This is a genomic window from Lentzea albidocapillata, assembly GCF_000719115.1.
In the GTDB taxonomy this organism is placed as follows: Bacteria; Actinomycetota; Actinomycetes; order Mycobacteriales; family Pseudonocardiaceae; genus Lentzea; species Lentzea albidocapillata.
The window spans coordinates 1-17,485 of record NZ_JOEA01000015.1; the positions used below are offsets into that span (position 1 = coordinate 1).

At 69.0% G+C, this 17,485-nt stretch carries 16 protein-coding genes and 1 pseudogene; 6 read left to right on the top strand and 11 right to left on the bottom strand.

Annotated features, from left to right (window positions below):
* Positions 1-360 (bottom strand): annotated as a pseudogene (locus IG04_RS48240) (fasciclin domain-containing protein); the annotation flags it as partial.
* A 188-nt stretch (positions 361-548) separates the two neighbouring features.
* Between IG04_RS48240 and IG04_RS0124960 the strand changes: the two are divergent.
* The 5 genes from IG04_RS0124960 to IG04_RS0124980 all read left to right on the top strand — a co-directional run bounded on the left by IG04_RS0124960 (position 549) and on the right by IG04_RS0124980 (position 5,661).
* Positions 549-1,148: a sigma-70 family RNA polymerase sigma factor gene (locus tag IG04_RS0124960; protein ID WP_036015809.1), complete on the top strand. Its 600-nt coding sequence runs from the start codon at positions 549-551 to the stop codon at positions 1,146-1,148.
* On the top strand, positions 1,145-1,867 hold the full coding sequence (locus IG04_RS0124965) for an anti-sigma factor (protein ID WP_030479141.1): 723 nt from the start codon (positions 1,145-1,147) through the stop codon (positions 1,865-1,867). The genes IG04_RS0124960 and IG04_RS0124965 overlap by 4 nt, the downstream gene beginning before the upstream one ends.
* Positions 1,868-1,973: 106 nt before the next feature.
* Positions 1,974-2,957: a fatty acid desaturase family protein gene (locus tag IG04_RS0124970; RefSeq protein ID WP_030479142.1), complete on the top strand. Its 984-nt coding sequence runs from the start codon at positions 1,974-1,976 to the stop codon at positions 2,955-2,957.
* 100 nt (positions 2,958-3,057) lie between these two features.
* Positions 3,058-4,908, top strand: coding sequence for a hypothetical protein (locus IG04_RS0124975; RefSeq protein WP_144065549.1), 1,851 nt, complete (start codon positions 3,058-3,060; stop codon positions 4,906-4,908).
* 51 nt (positions 4,909-4,959) lie between these two features.
* The gene (locus IG04_RS0124980) at positions 4,960-5,661 is read left to right on the top strand and encodes an SDR family oxidoreductase (RefSeq protein WP_030479144.1); all 702 of its coding nucleotides are present in this window, start codon (positions 4,960-4,962) and stop codon (positions 5,659-5,661) included.
* Between the two features lie 7 nt (positions 5,662-5,668).
* On the opposite strand, the gene IG04_RS0124985 is transcribed toward IG04_RS0124980, so the two are convergent.
* The 10 genes from IG04_RS0124985 to IG04_RS0125030 all read right to left on the bottom strand — a co-directional run bounded on the left by IG04_RS0124985 (position 5,669) and on the right by IG04_RS0125030 (position 16,392).
* Entirely contained in the window at positions 5,669-6,865 is a 1,197-nt protein-coding gene (locus IG04_RS0124985; RefSeq protein ID WP_030479145.1) for a cytochrome P450, read from the bottom strand.
* 14 nt (positions 6,866-6,879) lie between these two features.
* Positions 6,880-7,662 (bottom strand): ABC transporter permease, encoded by a 783-nt coding sequence (locus IG04_RS0124990; RefSeq protein ID WP_030479146.1) that lies wholly within the window; start codon positions 7,660-7,662, stop codon positions 6,880-6,882.
* A complete protein-coding gene (locus IG04_RS0124995) occupies positions 7,659-8,594 on the bottom strand; it encodes a daunorubicin resistance protein DrrA family ABC transporter ATP-binding protein (protein WP_030479147.1) in 936 nt (311 codons plus the stop codon). The genes IG04_RS0124990 and IG04_RS0124995 overlap by 4 nt, the downstream gene beginning before the upstream one ends.
* Positions 8,595-8,604: 10 nt before the next feature.
* Entirely contained in the window at positions 8,605-9,447 is an 843-nt protein-coding gene (locus IG04_RS0125000; RefSeq protein ID WP_030479148.1) for a DUF4097 family beta strand repeat-containing protein, read from the bottom strand.
* Between the two features lie 69 nt (positions 9,448-9,516).
* On the bottom strand, positions 9,517-10,041 hold the full coding sequence (locus tag IG04_RS0125005; RefSeq protein WP_030479149.1) for a ribbon-helix-helix protein, CopG family: 525 nt from the start codon (positions 10,039-10,041) through the stop codon (positions 9,517-9,519).
* Positions 10,042-10,108: 67 nt separating this feature from the next.
* Positions 10,109-10,915 carry a TIGR02452 family protein gene (locus IG04_RS0125010; RefSeq protein WP_030479150.1) on the bottom strand — a complete coding sequence of 269 codons (807 nt, stop codon included), beginning with the start codon at positions 10,913-10,915 and terminating at the stop codon, positions 10,109-10,111.
* A 43-nt stretch (positions 10,916-10,958) separates the two neighbouring features.
* Complete coding sequence (locus IG04_RS0125015) at positions 10,959-11,945, bottom strand: hypothetical protein (protein WP_030479151.1); 987 nt, start codon at positions 11,943-11,945, stop codon at positions 10,959-10,961.
* 53 nt (positions 11,946-11,998) lie between these two features.
* Entirely contained in the window at positions 11,999-12,454 is a 456-nt protein-coding gene (locus IG04_RS0125020; RefSeq protein WP_030479152.1) for a (2Fe-2S)-binding protein, read from the bottom strand.
* Between the two features lie 13 nt (positions 12,455-12,467).
* Complete coding sequence (locus IG04_RS0125025) at positions 12,468-14,681, bottom strand: xanthine dehydrogenase family protein molybdopterin-binding subunit (protein ID WP_030479153.1); 2,214 nt, start codon at positions 14,679-14,681, stop codon at positions 12,468-12,470.
* 184 nt (positions 14,682-14,865) lie between these two features.
* Entirely contained in the window at positions 14,866-16,392 is a 1,527-nt protein-coding gene (locus tag IG04_RS0125030; protein WP_030479154.1) for an ABC-F family ATP-binding cassette domain-containing protein, read from the bottom strand.
* Positions 16,393-16,707: 315 nt separating this feature from the next.
* Between IG04_RS0125030 and IG04_RS0125035 the strand changes: the two genes are divergently transcribed.
* Entirely contained in the window at positions 16,708-17,484 is a 777-nt protein-coding gene (locus IG04_RS0125035) for a sensor histidine kinase (protein ID WP_051770637.1), read from the top strand.
* The last annotated feature ends 1 nt before the right edge of the window (position 17,485 follow it).

Below are 17,485 nucleotides of genomic sequence, written 5' to 3' on the forward strand. Positions count from 1 at the left end.
CGTGAACTCGGCGCCGTTGAGCGTCGAGACCAGGTTCACCTTCGGGTTCAGCTTGCCCGACACCGCGCTGACGAGCGTGGTGAGCAGCGGGTTGTTGCTGGCGGCCACGGCGACCGGGTCAGCGGCCATGCCCGAAACCGAGCCGGCACCGGACGGAACCTGCTTGGCGTAGTCGGCACAACCGGGGCCGACGAGGTCCTTGGCCGGATCGGCCATCGCAGCCGAGGACTGGGTGGTCGTGGTGGGCGCGACGCTGGAAGTACCGCTGCCGGCCGTGTCACCCGAACCGCACGCCGCGCCGAACAGGGCGAGCGAGGCGGTGCCGACGGCCAGAACGGTGTTGCGGACGGTCTTGTTCATGACGAGACATCTCCAAAGGGTGATCGAGCAGTTGCTACTCGTGATTCGCCGCCCCCCCGGGAAGCGGATGGGTGCGGTTATGAATCCGTTACCAGCCGTGCCCGCGATGTGACGACGCATTCCGAACCGATCCATCTGCGTCCCTGCTGCGAACAACTAGAGGACGACAGCGGAGGAGAGGACCTGGGATGCCAGAACGTGAGCGGGCACTACAAAGCCTGCAGAGCACCCCTCGTGACGTCGGCCCGACCGCTGACGACCTGCTCCCGCTGGTCGCACGGGGCGACGAGGCCGCGTTCGAACGGCTCTACGACGTCGTCACCGGCTCGGTGTTCGGGCTGATCAGGCGCGTCCTGCGGGACCAGGCGCAGTCGGAGGAGGTGTTCCAGGAGGTGATGCTCGAAGTGTGGCGGACCGCGACCAGGTTCGACCCCGAGCGGGGCAGCGCCACCACCTGGATCCTCACGCTGACGCACCGCCGGGCCGTCGACCGCGTCCGGTCCGCCCAGGCCGCCACGCATCGTGAGGACCGCGCGGCCCGTCTCGACACGGCCAGGCCGTTCGACGAGGTGAGCGAGCAGGTCGAAGGACGGCTCGAGCAACGTCAGGTCCGCCGCTGCCTGAGCTTCCTGACCGAACTACAGCGCGAGTCCGTGCTGCTCGCCTACTACCAGGGCTATTCCTATCCGGAGGTCTCGAGCCTGCTGGGCATTCCGCTCGGCACCGTCAAGACCCGGATGCGCGACGGCCTGATCCGGCTGCGGGACTGCATGGGGGTGACCGGATGAGGACCACATCCGCTGATCTGCACACGCTCACCGGCGCCTACGCCGTCAACGCGTTGTCGGACATCGAACGAGCCTCCTTCGTGGTGCACCTGACCCGGTGCCAGAGCTGCGCGGTCGAGGTCACCGAACTCGCGGCCACGGCCGCACGGCTGGGCGTCGCGGTCGAGTCCCCGCCACCGCCCCAGCTCCGTGCCCGCGTGCTCGCGGCAGCGGCCGAGACACGCCAGCTGTCCCCGCACACGGCACGCGTGCCGGACCCGCGCCGCAAGCGCTGGGCGGGAGGGCTGCTCGCGGCCGCCTGCCTCGTCGCCGCGGTGTTCGTGACGGTGCAGTACTCGCAGACCGGTCAGGAACGGCAGCTGGCGCAGCTCTCCAGCGAGTACAGCCGGTTCTCCGACTTCCTGTCCACGCCGGACGCCAGGCTGATCAACGGCAGGGGATCGAACGGCGCCACCGGCACCGCCGTCGTGTCGGCCGGCCGCGACGAGGCGCTGTTCCTCGCCAAGGACCTGCCGCAGGCACCCGACGGGCACACCTACCAGCTCTGGCGGATAGGCGCCGACGGCGACCCGCACTCGGCCGGGCTGCTCGACTCGCGGTCGTCACCGGTCGTCGTCAGCGGGCTGACCGGAGCGCAGGAGATCGCGCTGACCGTCGAGCCGTCGGGAGGTTCGGAGAAGCCGACCACGCCGGTGGTGATGGCGATGCCGCTCGCGTGAACCAGGGCGACGGTCCTCTCTGCCGACGCCGGCATGACCGGTGTGATTGGTAACGACTTCATGGGCCGTGCATGACTTCGTCGCCGCGATCAGGCATTCTGCGCAAATGGCACTCCGGCAGGCGAGCGACTTCGCTCAGTTGTCCACCGAGATCAAGCAGGCTGGCCTGCTTGCTCGGCGGCGCGGTTACTACTTCACCCGGATCGGCGTGAACCTCCTGGTCTACGCGGCGGCCTGGGTGGCGTTCGCGCTGCTGGGCGACTCGTGGTGGCAGCTCGCGGTGGCGGTCGTGCTGGCCGTGATGTCCACGCAGCTCGCGTTCATCGGCCACGACGCGGGTCACAAGCAGATCTTCGCGTCGAAGAAGTGGAACGAGATCACCGGCTACGCCCACAGCGGACTGGTCGGCGTCAGCTACGAGTGGTGGGTGGGCAAGCACAGCCGCCACCACGCCAACCCGAACCACGAGGACGAGGACCCGGACGTCGACATCTCGGTGCTGGCGTTCACGCAACGGCAGGGAGCGGCCAAGCGCGGACCACTGCGGTGGATCGCCTCGCGCCAGGCGGTGTTGTTCTTCCCGCTGCTGTTGCTGGAAGGCTTCGCGCTGCACTGGCACTCGATCCGGTACTCGGGCCGCGAGCGGACCGTGATGATCGCGAACGTCGTGGTGTACCTCGCGGTCGTGTTCTGGGTCCTCTCCCCCGTGTACGCGGTCACGTTCATCCTGGTGCACCAGGCCCTGTGGGGCTTCTACATGGGGTGTTCGTTCGCTCCCAACCACAAGGGCATGCCGGTGCTGTCGGCGGGACACTCGCTCGACTTCCTGCGCAAGCAGGTGCTGACCTCGCGCAACATCCGGGGCAGCTGGTTCGTGGACATCCTGCTCGGCGGGCTGAACTACCAGATCGAGCACCACCTGTTCCCCAGCATGCCGCGACCGAACCTGAAGCACGCGCAGGCGATCGTGCACAAGTTCTGCGAGCAGCACGGGATCTCCTATGCCCAGTGCGGCCTGTTCCGTTCCTACGGGTACGTGCTGCAGCACCTGCACGAGGTCGCGCAGCCGATGCGCAAGGCCACGGTCTGATCCACGATGTCCTGAAGTGGACAAAGGCTGACCAAAACGCTCGTCCCGCGCGCACGACGCTGGTTTCCTCGGTGGAAGGACCGAACTGGGGGGACTGGACATGCGAAAGCATCTGTTTGGCGTGCTCACGGCAGGTATGGCACTGGCTCTGGTCGCCGGCGGGCAGTCGGCGGCCGAGCCCGCGGCACCGCTCTTCCAACCCGATCCGATGCTGGCCTTCCTGCCGGCGGAGGCGAAGGTCGACTGGGCGGCGGTGCAGCGGAACCGGGAGTCGCGCAAGCAGTCGCGGGTGGCCGCGAAGAGCGCGGGCCAGCCGTTGACCTACACCGAGAAGGAGACCGGGCAGGGCGCCAACGACGTGCCCTCGAAGGCCGAGCACGTGGCCGGGTTCGGGACCGGCAGGGGCAAGAACCCGAAGCTCACGCTCACCGGTGACCTCGCGGGCGACCCCACGATCCCCGTGGTGGCGCCGTTCGCCGAGACCAACGACGCCATCCCGCTCGCGAGCGACCCCGGTGTACCCGTGCGCACCAGCGGCAAGATCGGTGACGGCCCGTACGGCAGCGGCGGCGACGGCACCGGTGACCACGACTTCTACAAGCTGTCCGGCGGCACCGAGGGGCGGATCGTCGTCCTCGAGACGGACACGCCGACCGGTGACCTGGACACCCTTCTCGCCGCGTTCGACGCGACGGGTCAGCTCCTGAACCAGCACGACAACCTCGCGGGCAGCACGGACAGCAGGCTGCGGGTTCCCGTGGCCGCCGGGCAGGACGTCTACGTGATGGTCGCGTCGGCCGGACCCGGCGGGATCCCGGCCGACCCGATGAAGCCCGGCACCGGCAAGCGCGTCCTCACCGAGGGCGCGTACGACCTGACCATCGCGACCGGCGGCGGCCCCGCGGACAGGGACCACTTCTCCGTCGACCTCAAGGCCGGTGACGTACTGGGCGCGTCGGCGGCGGGCAAGGCGACCAGGGTCGTCGTCCACGACCCCGCCGGGCGCGAGGTCTTCGGTTCGTCGCAGGACTTCAGCTTCCTGTACGCCGAGAACTCCCCGATGCCCGCCGGTGGCAACGCCGTCGCGGACTTCGTGGCGCCGAAGGACGGCCGCTACACCGTCGGCGTCGAGAACGGTGACGGCCGCTACGACGTCACGGTCGAGGCCTACCGTCCCGGCTCGGAGCTCAACCAGCGGCCCGAGGTGCTGACGATCTTCCTCGACTTCGACGGCGCGCGGGTCAACACCCGGATCTTCGGCGTCGATCCCTCGGCCGGCAACAAGGACCTCTCGCCGTTGAGGAAGTTCCTGCCCGGCTGGGGTCTCACCGACGCCGACGAGAACGCCGTGATCGACGGTGTGGTCGCGACCGTGCGCGAGAACATCGAGCACGACCTGGCCGCCAAGGGCACCAACAAGCGGTTCGCCGTGCGGATCCTCAACAGCCGCGACCACGCCGACCCGTGGGGCCAGAGGAACGTCAGCCGCGTGGTCGTCGGTGGTTCGATCGCCGAGGCCGGCATCCAGACCGTCGGCATCGCGCAGTCGATCGACGCGGGCAACTTCGGCAAGGAGGAGACCTCGCTGGTGCTGCTGGACATCCTCAGCGCGCCGGCCGCCCAGACGCGCACCTCGCTGAACGGCTACATCACGCCGGCCAGCGACAAGATCGCGTTCATCGGCCGGGCGATCGGCAACATCACCGCGCACGAGGCCGGGCACATGTCGGGCAGCTGGCACCAGGACCAGTTCAACGCGCTCGACGCCATCATGGACCAGGGCGGCAACCCGAAGGGCATGTTCGGCGTGGGCCCGGACGGCATCGGCGGCACGGCGGACGACATCGACGTCGACTTCCACGAGGACGTCCTCAACCCCAACGAGGGCTTCACCGGGATCGAGGACTCCCTCAACCGCACCGCGTGGGCGTACACCCGAGGCGCCAACTGACGGTCCGAATCCCGCCAGCATCCTGATCGTGGTTCCAGCAGGCTGATCGACATGGGATCACTTGAGGGGAAAGCGGCTCTCGTCACCGGCGGGAGCCGCGGCATCGGGGCCGCGGTGGCCGAGAAGCTCACGGCGCTGGGCGCACGTGTCGCGGTCACGTACCAGAACACCAAGCCGGACAACGGTTTCGCCATCCAGGCGGACAGCGCCGACCCGGACGCCATCGTGGCCGCGGTCGAGGAGACCGCGGTCCACTTCGGACGGCTCGACGTGCTCGTGAACAACGCGGCGGTCTTCCGGGTCGGACCGCTGGAGGAACTCGGCCGGGAGGAGTTCGACCACACCATGGCCGTGAACGTGCGCGCGCCGTTCCTCGCGGCGCGTGCGGCGGCACGGCACATGCGTGAAGGTGGCCGGATCATCAGCATCGGCAGCAATGTCGCCGTGTACGCGCCGTTTCCCGGCTTCGCCCTGTACTCGGCCAGCAAGACCGCGCTGATCGGGATGACGAAGGGCCTGGCGCGCGAGCTGGGTCCGTTGGGTATCACGGCGAACGTCGTGAACCCCGGTCCCACCGACACCGACATGAACCCGGCGGACGGGCCGATGGCGGACACGATCCGCGGTCTGACCGCGTTGGGGCGCTACGGAAAGCCGGCGGAGATCGCCGCGGTCGTCGCGGCTCTGGCTGGTGAGGCCGGTGCGTACGTCACCGGCGCCAGCATCAACGCAGACGGTGGTTTCACCGTCTGACGGGCAGTTAAGCCCAGGTGACCGGCAGGGCGTGCACGCCGTAGATGTTCATGTCGGTCCTGAGCTTCACTTCACCGGCCGGAACGGCGAGTTCGAGTGACGGGAAGCGGCGCAGCAGTCCCTCGAACCCGGCGCGCATCTCGATGCGGGCCAGCTGCTGGCCGAGGCACTGGTGCACACCGTGCCCGAACGAGAGGTGGCCACGGGCGTTGCGGTGCACGTCGAGCGTGTCGGCGTGCTCGTAACGCTCCGGGTCGTGGTTGCCCGCCAGCAGCGACAGGATGACCGACGAGCCCTTGGGGATGGTCTCCCCGAAGAACTCGATGTCCTCGGCGGCGTACCGGAAGAAGATGTCGCCGACGGCGAGGTACCGCAGCAGTTCCTCGACGGCGTCGGGGATCAGCGCCGGGTCCGACCGCAGCGCGGCCAGCTGGTCCGGGTGCTCCAGCAACGCGAAAGTGCCCAGCGACAGCATGTTCGCGGTCGTCTCGTGGCCCGCGAGCAGCAGCAGGAACGCCATTCCGCAGAGTTCCTCGATGCTGAGGTCCTCGTCGCGGGCCAGATCGGACAGCAGGTCGTCACCCGGTTCGGCGCGCTTGCCGATGACCAGTTCGGCCAGGTACGAGTTCATCGCCATGTACGCGGCCATCTTGTCTTCGAGGTTCACCTCCCGCTCCATGAACTTGGAGGAGTTGGTCTGGAAGGTGTCGCGGTCCGCGTACGGCACACCGAGGATCTCGCAGATCACCAGTGACGGCACCGGAAGCGCGAACTCCTTGACGAGGTCGACCGGCGGCGTGAGCTTCGCCAGCGCGTCCAGTTGCCGTTCGGCGATCTCGATGATGCCCTCTTCGAGGGCCTTCATCCGCTTGACCGTGAACGCTCCGGTGAGCTTGCGGCGTAACCGGGTGTGGTCCGGCGGGTCCATGCTGATGAAGAGTCCGGGCGTCTGCGGTGACGGCTCGGTCTGCTCCGGCATGCCGGGCGTCGGGAACGGCACGTGGATGATGCCGAGGTCCTGGCGGTTGCTGAATCTGGTGTCCGACAACGCCTGCCGGACGGCTTCGTAGCCGGTGACGAGCCAGCCCTCGTGGCCGTCGGGGAAGAGCATCGGGCTGACCGGGCGGGTCTCGCGCACCAGCGAGATCTGGCTGGGCGGGACGAACGGGGTGACGTCGCGGTCCATGGGAAGGCCGTGCAGCATGATCGGTATCTCCTTCAGCGGGTGGATTCGCGGTTGAAGAGCTTCTTGGACCAGAGGTAGCCGCCGAACCCGATGACGACGCACCAGGTGAAGGCGATGTAGCCGCTGTTGCCGATCGGTGTGCCCATCAGCAGACCACGCAGGGCGTCGATGAACGGGGTGAACGGCTGATACTCGGCGAACCAGCGCAACACGGTCGGCATCGAGTCGGTGGGCACGAAACCGTTGCCGAAGAACGGGAGCAGGATCAGCGGCAGGCCGATGTTGCTCGACGACTCGACGGACTTGCTGGCGAGGCCCAGTGCGGCGGACAACCAGATCATCGCGAGCGACATGGCGACCAACAGCCCGACGAGCGCGAGCCAGCCGACGGCGTTCGCCTGCGGCCGGAAGCCGATCGCGACCGCGACGCCGAAGACGAACGTCATGGCGAGGGCCGTCTGGACCAGGCTGCCGACGACGTGTCCGGTGAGGACGGACACGCGGGCGATCGCCATGGTGCGGAAGCGATCCACGATGCCCTCGGTCATATCCATCGCGATCGAGATGCTCGTGCCCTGCACCGCCGCGGTGATCGACATCAGGATGATCGTCGGTGTCACGTAGTTGAGGTACTCCGCGCGACCGCCGGAAGGCCCGCCCAGCCCGGCGCCCAGCGTGCCGCCGAAGACGTAGACGAACAGCAGCAGGAAGACGACCGGCATGATCAGGAGCTGGAACGTCATCGACGGGTAGCGGATCATCCGCTTGAGGTTGCGGCGCACCATCGTCGCCGAGTCGGTCAGCACGTAGGTCATGACTGGACCACCTTGTCGGGGTTGCCGGTGAGGGCGAGGAAGACGTCGTCGAGGTCGGGCGTGTGGGTGCTGAGCGAGTCGACCAGCACCGAGTTCTCGTCCAGGCGGTCGAGCAACGTCTTGAGCGAGCTGACGCTGCCGTCGCTGGGTACGCGCAGGGCGAGCGCCTCACCGTCGCGGGAGGCGTTGCGCACGATGCGCAGAGCGGCGTCGAGGTGCCGCGGATCGGTGAACTGCAACAGGACGTGGCCGCCGGGGATGCGGCGCTTGAGCTCGTCCGCGGTCCCCTCGGCGACGATCTTGCCGTGGTCCAGCACCGCGATCCGGTCGGCGAGCTCGTCGGCCTCCTCCAGGTACTGGGTGGTGAGGAAGATCGTGACGCCGCTCGCCACCAGCTCCCGCACGATCTGCCACATCGTGCGGCGGCTGCGCGGGTCGAGGCCCGTCGTCGGCTCGTCGAGGAAGATCACCTGCGGCGACCCGACCAGCGTCATCGCGAGGTCGAGCCGGCGCCGCATGCCGCCGGAGTAGGTCGACGCGGACTTGTCGGCCGCGTCCACCAGGTCGAACTGCTCCAGCAACTGCTCCGCCCTGCGCTTCCCGGCCACCTTGCCGAGGTGGTGCAGGTCGGCCATGAGCTTCAGGTTCTCGCGCCCGGTCATCAGGTTGTCGACGGCGGAGAACTGGCCGGTGACACCGATCGCGGCACGGACGGCGTCGGGGTCGTTCGCCACGTCGTGACCGGCGACGGACGCGCTGCCGCCGTGCGCGCGGATGAGCGTCGAGAGGATCTTGACGGCGGTGGTCTTGCCGGCGCCGTTCGCGCCGAGCAAGGAGAAGACGGTGCCGCGCTGGACGTTCAGGTCGACGCCCTTGAGCACCTCGTTGTCGCCGTAGGAGCGGCGCAGGCCGGTTGCCTTGATCGCGTTCATGGTGTTCCCCTCAGCTGCGGCGGACGGTGATGTCGCCGAAGGACGTGTGAGCGGTGACCTTGACGGTCGCCGTGGAGTTGCCGGGGCCGTCGCTGCCCTCGAGCGTGTTGGTGACGCGTCCGAACGCGGTCTTGGCGTCGATCCACGCGGCGGTGCCCGGGGCGATCCCGATCTCGATGCCGCCCATCGCGGTGCTGAGCGTGACGGTGTCGCGGACAACCTCGCCGATGTTGATGGATCCCATCGCCGTCCTGGCCTCCGCCGGCCCACCGGCGCGTTCGACGGTGATGTCGCCGTTGGCGGAACGCACCTTGAGCTCGCCCTCGACCGAGCCGGCGTCGATGTGACCGTTGGAGTTCTTGGCGACCAGCGAGCCGTCGACCGTGCCGATGCGGATGTGGCCGCTGCCGGTCTTGACGTCGGCGTTGCCCTTGACCGCGCCGATGTTGACCACTCCGGCGCCGGTGTCGGCCTTCAGTGGCCCGGTCCGGTCGAGGTGGATGTTGCCCGCGGACATGTCGACCTCGGTCACGCCGAGCACCCCGGAGGTGCGGACACTGCCCGCCGTCACGTCGGCGTCCACTTTGGACCCGGTCGGCAGCTCGATCACGACGTCGACCGACCGGGTCTTCTTGGAGAAGTCGAACGTCCGCTTCGGCCCGCGCACCATCAGCGTGCCGTCGGCGTAGTCGACCTTGGTCTTCTGCGCGGCCTCGACGTCCGAGGAGTCGGACGGGTCCGAGGGCCGCACCTCGATCTTCGTGTCGGTGCGGTCGCTCGCGACGATCTGGACGTACCCCGCGTAGACGTCCAGCAGTACGGAAATCGGTTCTGGCGTGTCGTAAGAAGGCATGGCTGTCCCCTCAGAAGGTGTCGGTGGAACATCCCCGCAGGTCGGGGCGAAGTGGAGAAGGCGCTGGGACTAACGCACCCAGCCGACGAAACGCTGGGTGGCGGGGATGCCGCCCAGCAGCGTTTCGGTGGCGGTGTCGCGCTTCGGGCTCAGCTGCGCCGAGGCGGCACGCACGAGCCACGCGTTGACCGAGCGACCCTCCTTGGCCGCGGCCTCGTCGATCGCGGCCTTGAGCGGTTCGGGCAGCCGGACGTTGATGCGCACGGTGGTGCCGTCGTCGAAGCCGGCCGCCACGTCCTCGGCGGGCGGCGCGGCGACGGGCTCCGGCGCGACGGCGGCGGGCTGCTCCGGCGCCCGGCGCGTCACGACGAACTTCGGGTCACGCCCCCGCAGCAGCACCTGCACCGAGTCCGGTGCCAGGTCCGCGGTGATCTCGTCGGCGGCGGCGGACAACGCTTCGAGCAGTGCCAGCCGGATCGCGGACTCCATCGTCACGGTCAGCCGCTCGACCAGCGCACTCGCTTCGTCGCCACCGGTCTCGACGGCGGTGAGCAGCTCGCGGCCGAGGGAAGCCACATACGGGGTCAAATCCATGGCATCACTATGGCACACGGTGGTGCCATCAGCAAGCAATTCTGGCTCAAGTTGGCGCCATTTTGGCTCAGTGCAGGTCAGGGGCCTGTTCGACGAAGGCGTCCGCGAACGCGGCGAACGTCGGCGTCCCCTTCTGCCGGTCCAGCACCGCGAAGACGACGTGGTCGAAGAAGCGGTTGTCCCTCAACGCGATCCGGAAGACGTGGGCGACGGTGGCGGGCTCGTTGCCGAAGACACCGCAACCCCAGGCACCGAGCACGAGCCGGCGGTGCCCGTGCGCCGCCGCGACGTGCAGCACGCGGATGGCCCGCCTCAGCAACGCGAGCGGGATGTCGTCGGCGCGTTCGGGCTGGTTGCGCAGGATCGCGGACCGGTTCGGCGCCGCGGCGGTGAGGAACGAGACCTCGTACGGCTGGGGCAGGAGGGTTCCCTTGTCATCCTTGAACACCGGCACGCGCGGCGAGTAGATCACGCGGTCGCTGTAGGTGAGGTCGTCGTGGGCGCGGTGGTACGCGTAGAACTCACCGGCGGCGCGCAGGCAGGGGTAGATCGCCGACGCACGGGCGATGCTCTCCTCCTGCGCCTGCGCGCCGTTGAGGAAACCGCCTCCGGCGTTGCGCGCGGAGGCGAAGTTCAGCGCCGCGACGTCACCGCCGAGGCGCCGTGTCGCATCCAAAGTGGACTCGTTGGTGACGTCGATCCGGATGCCGCCGGTCTCCGCGGGCAGCGACAGCACCTCGTCCGGCAGGTGCAGCCGGGTTCCCGCGACAGCGGGAGCGACGGCGACGGTGACCTCGCCCGAGGCGGCGGAGTAGGAGCCGCGCTCCGAGATGGCGACGGTGTCGTGGGCGATCGCTCGCAACCTGCTGCTCATGATGCCCACGAGTCTGATCGTCGTTCTCACCGGCGCCAAGCGGTTAAATCCGGGCGTAGACCTCGGCGACCACGCCGAACGCGGCCTTGGGCTCCCACGACAGGTCCTCGAAGACCTTCACGACGCCGAAACTCGCCATGTCGAGGTCGCGACTTGGATCGTCCGGCCGGTGCGTGTAGTTGTTGAGCGCGAACATGTAGACGAACGCTCCGTCGACACCCTCGGCTTCGAAGGTCTCCAGCACCTGGCGCACGTAGGTGGCCTGCTCGGCCTCGTCGCGGACATAGCCGTCCTTCACCCGGACCGGCCTGCCCGCGTCGTCGTGCTCGACGATCTCCATGCTGCGCGGCGCCACGGCCCCCGAACCGCGCCAGGCCGCGGTGCCGAACCCGGTGATCGCGACGGGTTTTCCCTGCGCCACCAGGTTCCTGATGCTCTCGGCGTACACGCCGGCGACCGCGGCCGACCGGATCAGCTCGAACGACCTGATGTCGAACAGGTCCCAGTCGGGGTTCTCGAACGGGATGCAGGCGTAGGTGAGCCTGCCCCCGAAGTGTTCCCGCACCACCGCGACGGCCTCGGCGAGGAACTCGTTGAGTTGCGCACTCACCGCCTGCATCCGTTGCGGCTGCTCCAGAAGCCGGTTCAGGCGCTGCGTCAGGTCGTCACCGGGCAGGAAGCCGGAGTTCATGATGCTGAGCTCGGCGCCGGTCACGAACACGACCTCGGCACCCGTGAGCCGGATCTTCTCGGCCCGCCGCGCGCAGTCCGCGAACAGGCCGAGGATCTCGGCCGGGCTCAGCTCCAGCGGGTAGGGCGAGAACCAGATCTCCAGCCCGAGTCCGGCGGCGATCCCGGCGGCCTGCTCGAGCCGTTCCGGATCACCGCCGACCAGGTGGACGGCGTTGCAGTGCAGGTCGTCCCGGATGACGGTCAGGTCCCGCCTGACCGCGTCCAGGTCGAACTTCTCCAGCGAGATCTCTCCGTGGCGCACGAAACCGGTGTCGTACGCGATGCCTTTGGCGCGCATGCCACCGAGACTAAGGCGCAAACTTGCGTGCACGCAAGTTTGCGCCTCCGCAGTTACGTCTTGGCCGCTGCCGACTTGATGGCCTGCCGGATGCGGAAGTACGTGCCGCAACGGCAGACGTTCGCGATCCGGTCGATGTCCTCGTCCGAAATCTCCTTCTTCGTGCGGAGCAACGCCGCCGCGGCCATGATCTGCCCCGGCTGGCAGTAGCCGCACTGCGCGACGTCCTGCTCCAGCCACGCCTCCTGGACCGGGTGCAGGTCGTCACCGGACGCCAGCCCCTCGATCGTGGTCACCGACTGCCCGGCGCACTCGGCGACCGGCGTCACGCACGGCTGGATCTCCGCACCGTTCAGGTGGGACGTGCAGGCGCGGCACACGCCGATGCCGCAGCCGAACTTCGGGCCGCGCACGCCGAGCTTGTCGCGCAGCACCCAGAGCAGCGCCAGGTCGGCGGGAGCGTCGACGGTGACCGGCTTCCCGTTGACGACGAACGTGTAGGTAGGCACAGGGGACGCTCCTTCAGCGCGGGAACGGCTCGAAGTCGACCGGGAAGATGATCGGGAAGCTGCGCGGCACCACGCCGGTCGCCCGCGCGTAGGCGTTGGCGATCGCACCGACCGCGGCCGGCACGCCCAGTTCGCCCGCGCCACCCGGCTCGCCCGTCGCCGGCATCACGAAGATCCGCACGTCCTTCGGGGTGTCCTTCTGCCGCGCGTAGTGGAAGTGCGAGTACGAGCCCTCCAGCGGCAGGCCCTTGTCGATGTGCAGACCGGCGCGCAACGTGGTGGAGATGGCGTCGGTCAGGCCGCCGAGCATCTGCGCCTCGAGACCCCGCGGGTTGATCGGGCGGCCGACGTCGACCGCGATCACCGCCTTGACCACGCGCGGGTTCTGCGGGTCGCGGGCATCGATCTCGACCAGGCAGGCCGTGCACGACTTGTACTCGTCGTGGAACGCAATGCCCTGCGCGAAGCCCTTGGGCATCACACGGCCCCAATCGCCCTCCGCCACGACCTTGTTGAGCACGGCGCGCTGGCGGGCGGTCTTCAGGTACTCACGGCGGAACGCGACGGGGTCCTTGCCCATCTGCGCCGCGAGCTGGTCGACCAGGATCTCTTCCGCACCACGGGTGTTCGCCGAGTAAACGGAGCGCCACGAGCCGGTGTGCATGCGAAGCGGCACCTCGTTGAGCAGCGAGGTCACCACGCCGAAGTTGTACGGCACCTTGCACGTCGTGAGGAACACCGTCTGCGCGAACGACAGGTTGCCCGCGACCGGCAGCGACGCGGCGGTCGCGGTGAGGATCTCGCCGAGGCCGTGCCGGAAGTCGGTCTCGACCGAGGCGACGCGGTGCTCGAACGTCAGCACGTTGCCGAGCGCGAACGTCGCGCGCAGCTTGTGGTGGCTGGCGGCGCGAGCCCGGCCGTGCCGCATGTCGTCGGTGCGGCTCCACATGAGTTTCACCGGGCGGCGCAGGGCTTTCGAGATCTGCGCGGCCTCGATCGCGGCGTCGAAGAAGAGCCTGCGCCCGAACGAGCCGCCGCCCTGCGTCACGTGCACGGTCACCGCGGACTCCGGCAGGCCGATGGCCGCGGCGGTGGTCTGCCGCGCCACGATCGGCGACTTCAACCCGGCCCAGATCTCGGCCCGGTCGTCACGAACGTCCGCGATCGCCGAGTTCGTCTCCATCGGCGCGTGGCTGACGAACGCGAAGTCGAACTCCATGTCCAGGTGCTGGGTCAGCAGCGGCGGCACGACGAACGGCAGCGTCGCGGCCTTCAGCTTGGCGCGGATCTCCTTGTCCGACAACGCGTCGATCGTGCCGGCGTTCCAGGTGACCTTCAGCGCGTCCCGGGCGGCCATGGCCTGCCCGAACGTCTCCGCGACGACCGCGACGCCCGTCGGCACGACCCCGATCGCGAGCACACCGGGCATGGTCCTCGCCACCGCCGAGTCGACCGACCTCACCGATCCGTTGATCGTCGGCGGCCTGCGCACGACCGTCGGCATCGCGCCCGGCACGTCGCGGTCGAGCGTGTACCGGAACTGACCGGTGACCATCGCGCGGGCGTCGATGCGTGACTGCGGCGTGCCGACGAGCCGGTGTTCCGAGGCCGGTTTCGGTTGGGCGGCGAAGACTCCGGTGAGCTGCGCGGCGGCGGACGTCAGCAGCCCGTACAGGATGGGACGCCCGTCCGGGAGGATCACCGCGCCGTCGCGTGTGGACAGTCTGGAGACCTCCACGCCGTACTGCTTCGCCGCCGCCGCGAGCAGCCGGGCCCGCGCGGCCGCCGCGGCGTGGCGGATCGGGCCGTACACCGACCGCATCGTGTTGGAACCGCCCGTGAGCTGGTTCATCAGCAACTCGGGCCGCGCGTCGGCGAGCGTGACGCGGACCTGGCCGAGAGGCAGGTCCAGCTCCTCCGCGACGAGCATCGCGCAGGCCGTCGTGATGCCCTGACCGACCTCGGCGCGGGGCAGGTCGAGGGTGACGACGCCGTCCTCACCGACGCTGAGCACGGCGAGCGCACCCGCGGTCGGGGTACCGGCGAGAATCAGGATGTCGCCGAGATCAAGGATCTCGGCCGGTTGCGGCAGCGTCGGGATGACGGCCTCGGCCGTGCCGGGAACCGCGACGGTGAGCACCGGCGCGGCCACGAGGAACGTGAGGAACTGCCGACGACGAACCGGAGCCCCGGCTGCGGGGACCGGGACTTCGTTGTCACAGGTCATGTACTCGTCAACGACATCTGGCCGGCACGGGTACGACCGTCAGCCGAATGGGTGCACGACCGAACAGCGCATCACCGAAACTGCGCCATTACGGCGGACGATTCGCCGTACATGAGACGAATGGCAGCGCTGCTGCCGGCACTTGTCCTGGTCTCTCCTGCGGTCACCGTCGAGCTGATCAGTGCTATCGAGACGTTCGACCGCTACGAGCCATTCTGAGCTCCTCCCCCTGCCACCGCCGGCGCAGCAAGCGGTCGTGCGACGCCACGACCACCGCGCCGGGGAAGTCCGCGAGCGCGGCTTCGAGCTCCTCCACCAGCGCGAGCGACAGGTGGTTCGTGGGCTCGTCCAGCAGCAGCACGTCGAACTCCTGGTCGAGCAGCCGGGCGAGCGCGAGCCGCCGCCGCTGCCCGACCGACAACGCGCCCACCGGAGTCGCGAAGTCCTCCCTGTGCAACAAACCCAGCGCTTCGAGCTGCTCCGCGCTCCCGCCGAAGGCGTGCAGGACCGCCCGTTCCGGTTCGCACACAACGGTTTCCTGCGGCAGGTAGCCGATGACACCATTCCGGACGACCGTGCCGTGGCCCGGTTCGAGCGCACCCGCCAGCACGTCGAGCAACGTCGACTTGCCGGCGCCGTTCGGTCCGGTCACCAGCAACCGCTGCCCCGCTTCGACTTTCAGCTCCCCGAACTCGAGAATCATGCCCTCGCGCACCGCCGCGTCCAGCGGGGCGTTGAGGCGCAACGGTTCCGGCGGCTTCGGCACCGGATCGGCGCGCAGCCTTTCCAGCCGTTCGGACGCGCTGCGCACCCGCGTCCTGATCGACGCCTGCACGCGTCGGCCATCGCCGTTGTACTTGCACTTGTTGTGGTCCGGGATCGGCCGTCCCGGCGCGACGCGGTGTGCCGTCGTGCCGCGCCACTGCGTCCAATGCCCGACCTCACCGACCCACTCCGCGTAGGCCTGCTCCCACCGTTGCCGCGCCGCCCTCTTCCCGGCGACGAAGCCGGCGTAACCGTTGCCGTAGCGGGTGATCGACCGGTTCTCGACCTCGACGATCGCCGTCGTGACGCGTTCCAGCAGCAGCCGGTCGTGCGTCACCACGACCAGCGTGCCCCGGTGCTGCCGCAACCTGTTCTCCAGCCACGACAACGCCTCGTCGTCCAGGTGGTTGGTGGGTTCGTCGAGCAGCAGCAGTTCCGGCTCGGCCGACAGCACGCCCGCGAGCGCGAGCCTGGCCCGCTCCCCGCCGGACAAGGTGCCGAGCGCGCGTTCACGACCGGCACTCACACCGAGTGCGGACATCGCGGCCTCGACCCGCGCATCGGCCGAGTAGCCGTCGCGCAACTCGAAGGCCGTCAGCAACTCCCCGAGCTCGTCGAGCCTTTCATGCCGAGCAGCGACCGAGATCTCCTGCTCCAGCAAGCGAATCTCGACGAGAGCGGCGTCGATCGCGTCACCTACGGTCGCCCCGGCGGGCAGGTCGAGCACCTGCCCGAGATAGCCGATGCCCTGCGCCACCACGGTGATCTCGCCGTCGTCCGGCACGTCCTGCCCGGCCATCAACCGCAGCAGCGTCGACTTGCCCGAGCCGTTCTCGCCGACCACACCGAGCTTCTCGCCTGGCCGGACCGTCAGGGAGATGTCGTCGAGCACGCGCTTGTACGCGTAGTTCCTGCTGATTTTCTTGATCGTCAACTGAGCTGACATGAGGGACCCCCACCGCCGAAGGAATTCGGGAACGGATGCTGGAAGCGGGGTCAGTAGATCACCTAATCGATGTTGCCATACACTGTACGAGAGTGCAACCACCTGTCTGCACTCCGGAGCGTTCACGAAGCCGCCGGGCTCCCCGCGGTTCGGCAGGTCGTTCCTCTGGACGGCCCTGTTCCGCAAGGAAGCGCAGTGAACGGACGCACATGTCCGGCAGGCGGAACAGTCGGACGTCGCCACCTGCGAAAGTAGGGTCAACCCCCTGCTCAAGTAGGTGATCCAAGGCACAAAACCGGCAGTATCGTCACCCGCGTGACGCCGGCCTACGCGTCGATGGCGTCCATCGGCGTCATCGGTCCCACCGTGATCGTGATCGCCGTGCTCGCGAGCCTCTACGTCGGCACGCGGCGCAGGCTCGCGCGGGCATCGGCCGAACTCGCCGAGCGGGAACGCGAACTGCTGGCCGAGCAGGCCCGCGCCGACGAACGCACCAGGCTCGCCGCCGAGATGCGCGACGTCGTGACGCACCGGCTGAACCTGATGGTGCTGCACGCCGGCGCGTTGCGGATGGCCGCGAGGGACGACGGCGTGCGCCAGGCGGCCGAGGAACTGCGCACCGCGGGCTGCCAGTCACTGGCCGAACTGCGCGACCTCGTCGGCGTGCTGCGCTCCGGCCGCGCCGCCCGCATCCCGGACGTGCTGCCGGACCGGCTCTCCCGGCTCGTCGCCGACTCCGCCGCCACCGGCCTGGAGATCACCCTGACCGAGCACGGCGACGCGGACACCCTCTCCCCGGCCGTGCGCCGCACGATGTACCGGGTCGTCCAGGAATCGCTGACGAACGTGCACAAGCACGCGCCGGGCGCGCTCACCGAGATCACCATCCACTGTGGACCGAGCAGTGTCCGCGCGGTCATCCGCAACACCAGGCCGACGGCCGCACCGGGTCTGGTGCTGGCCGGTCCCGGCAACGGCCTGCTGGGCCTGCGCGGCCGCGTCGAGATGGTCGGCGGCACCCTCACCGCGGGCCCCACGGACGACGGCGGGTTCGAGGTGGACGCCGTGCTGCCCGCGTTCGTGCCGACCTGAC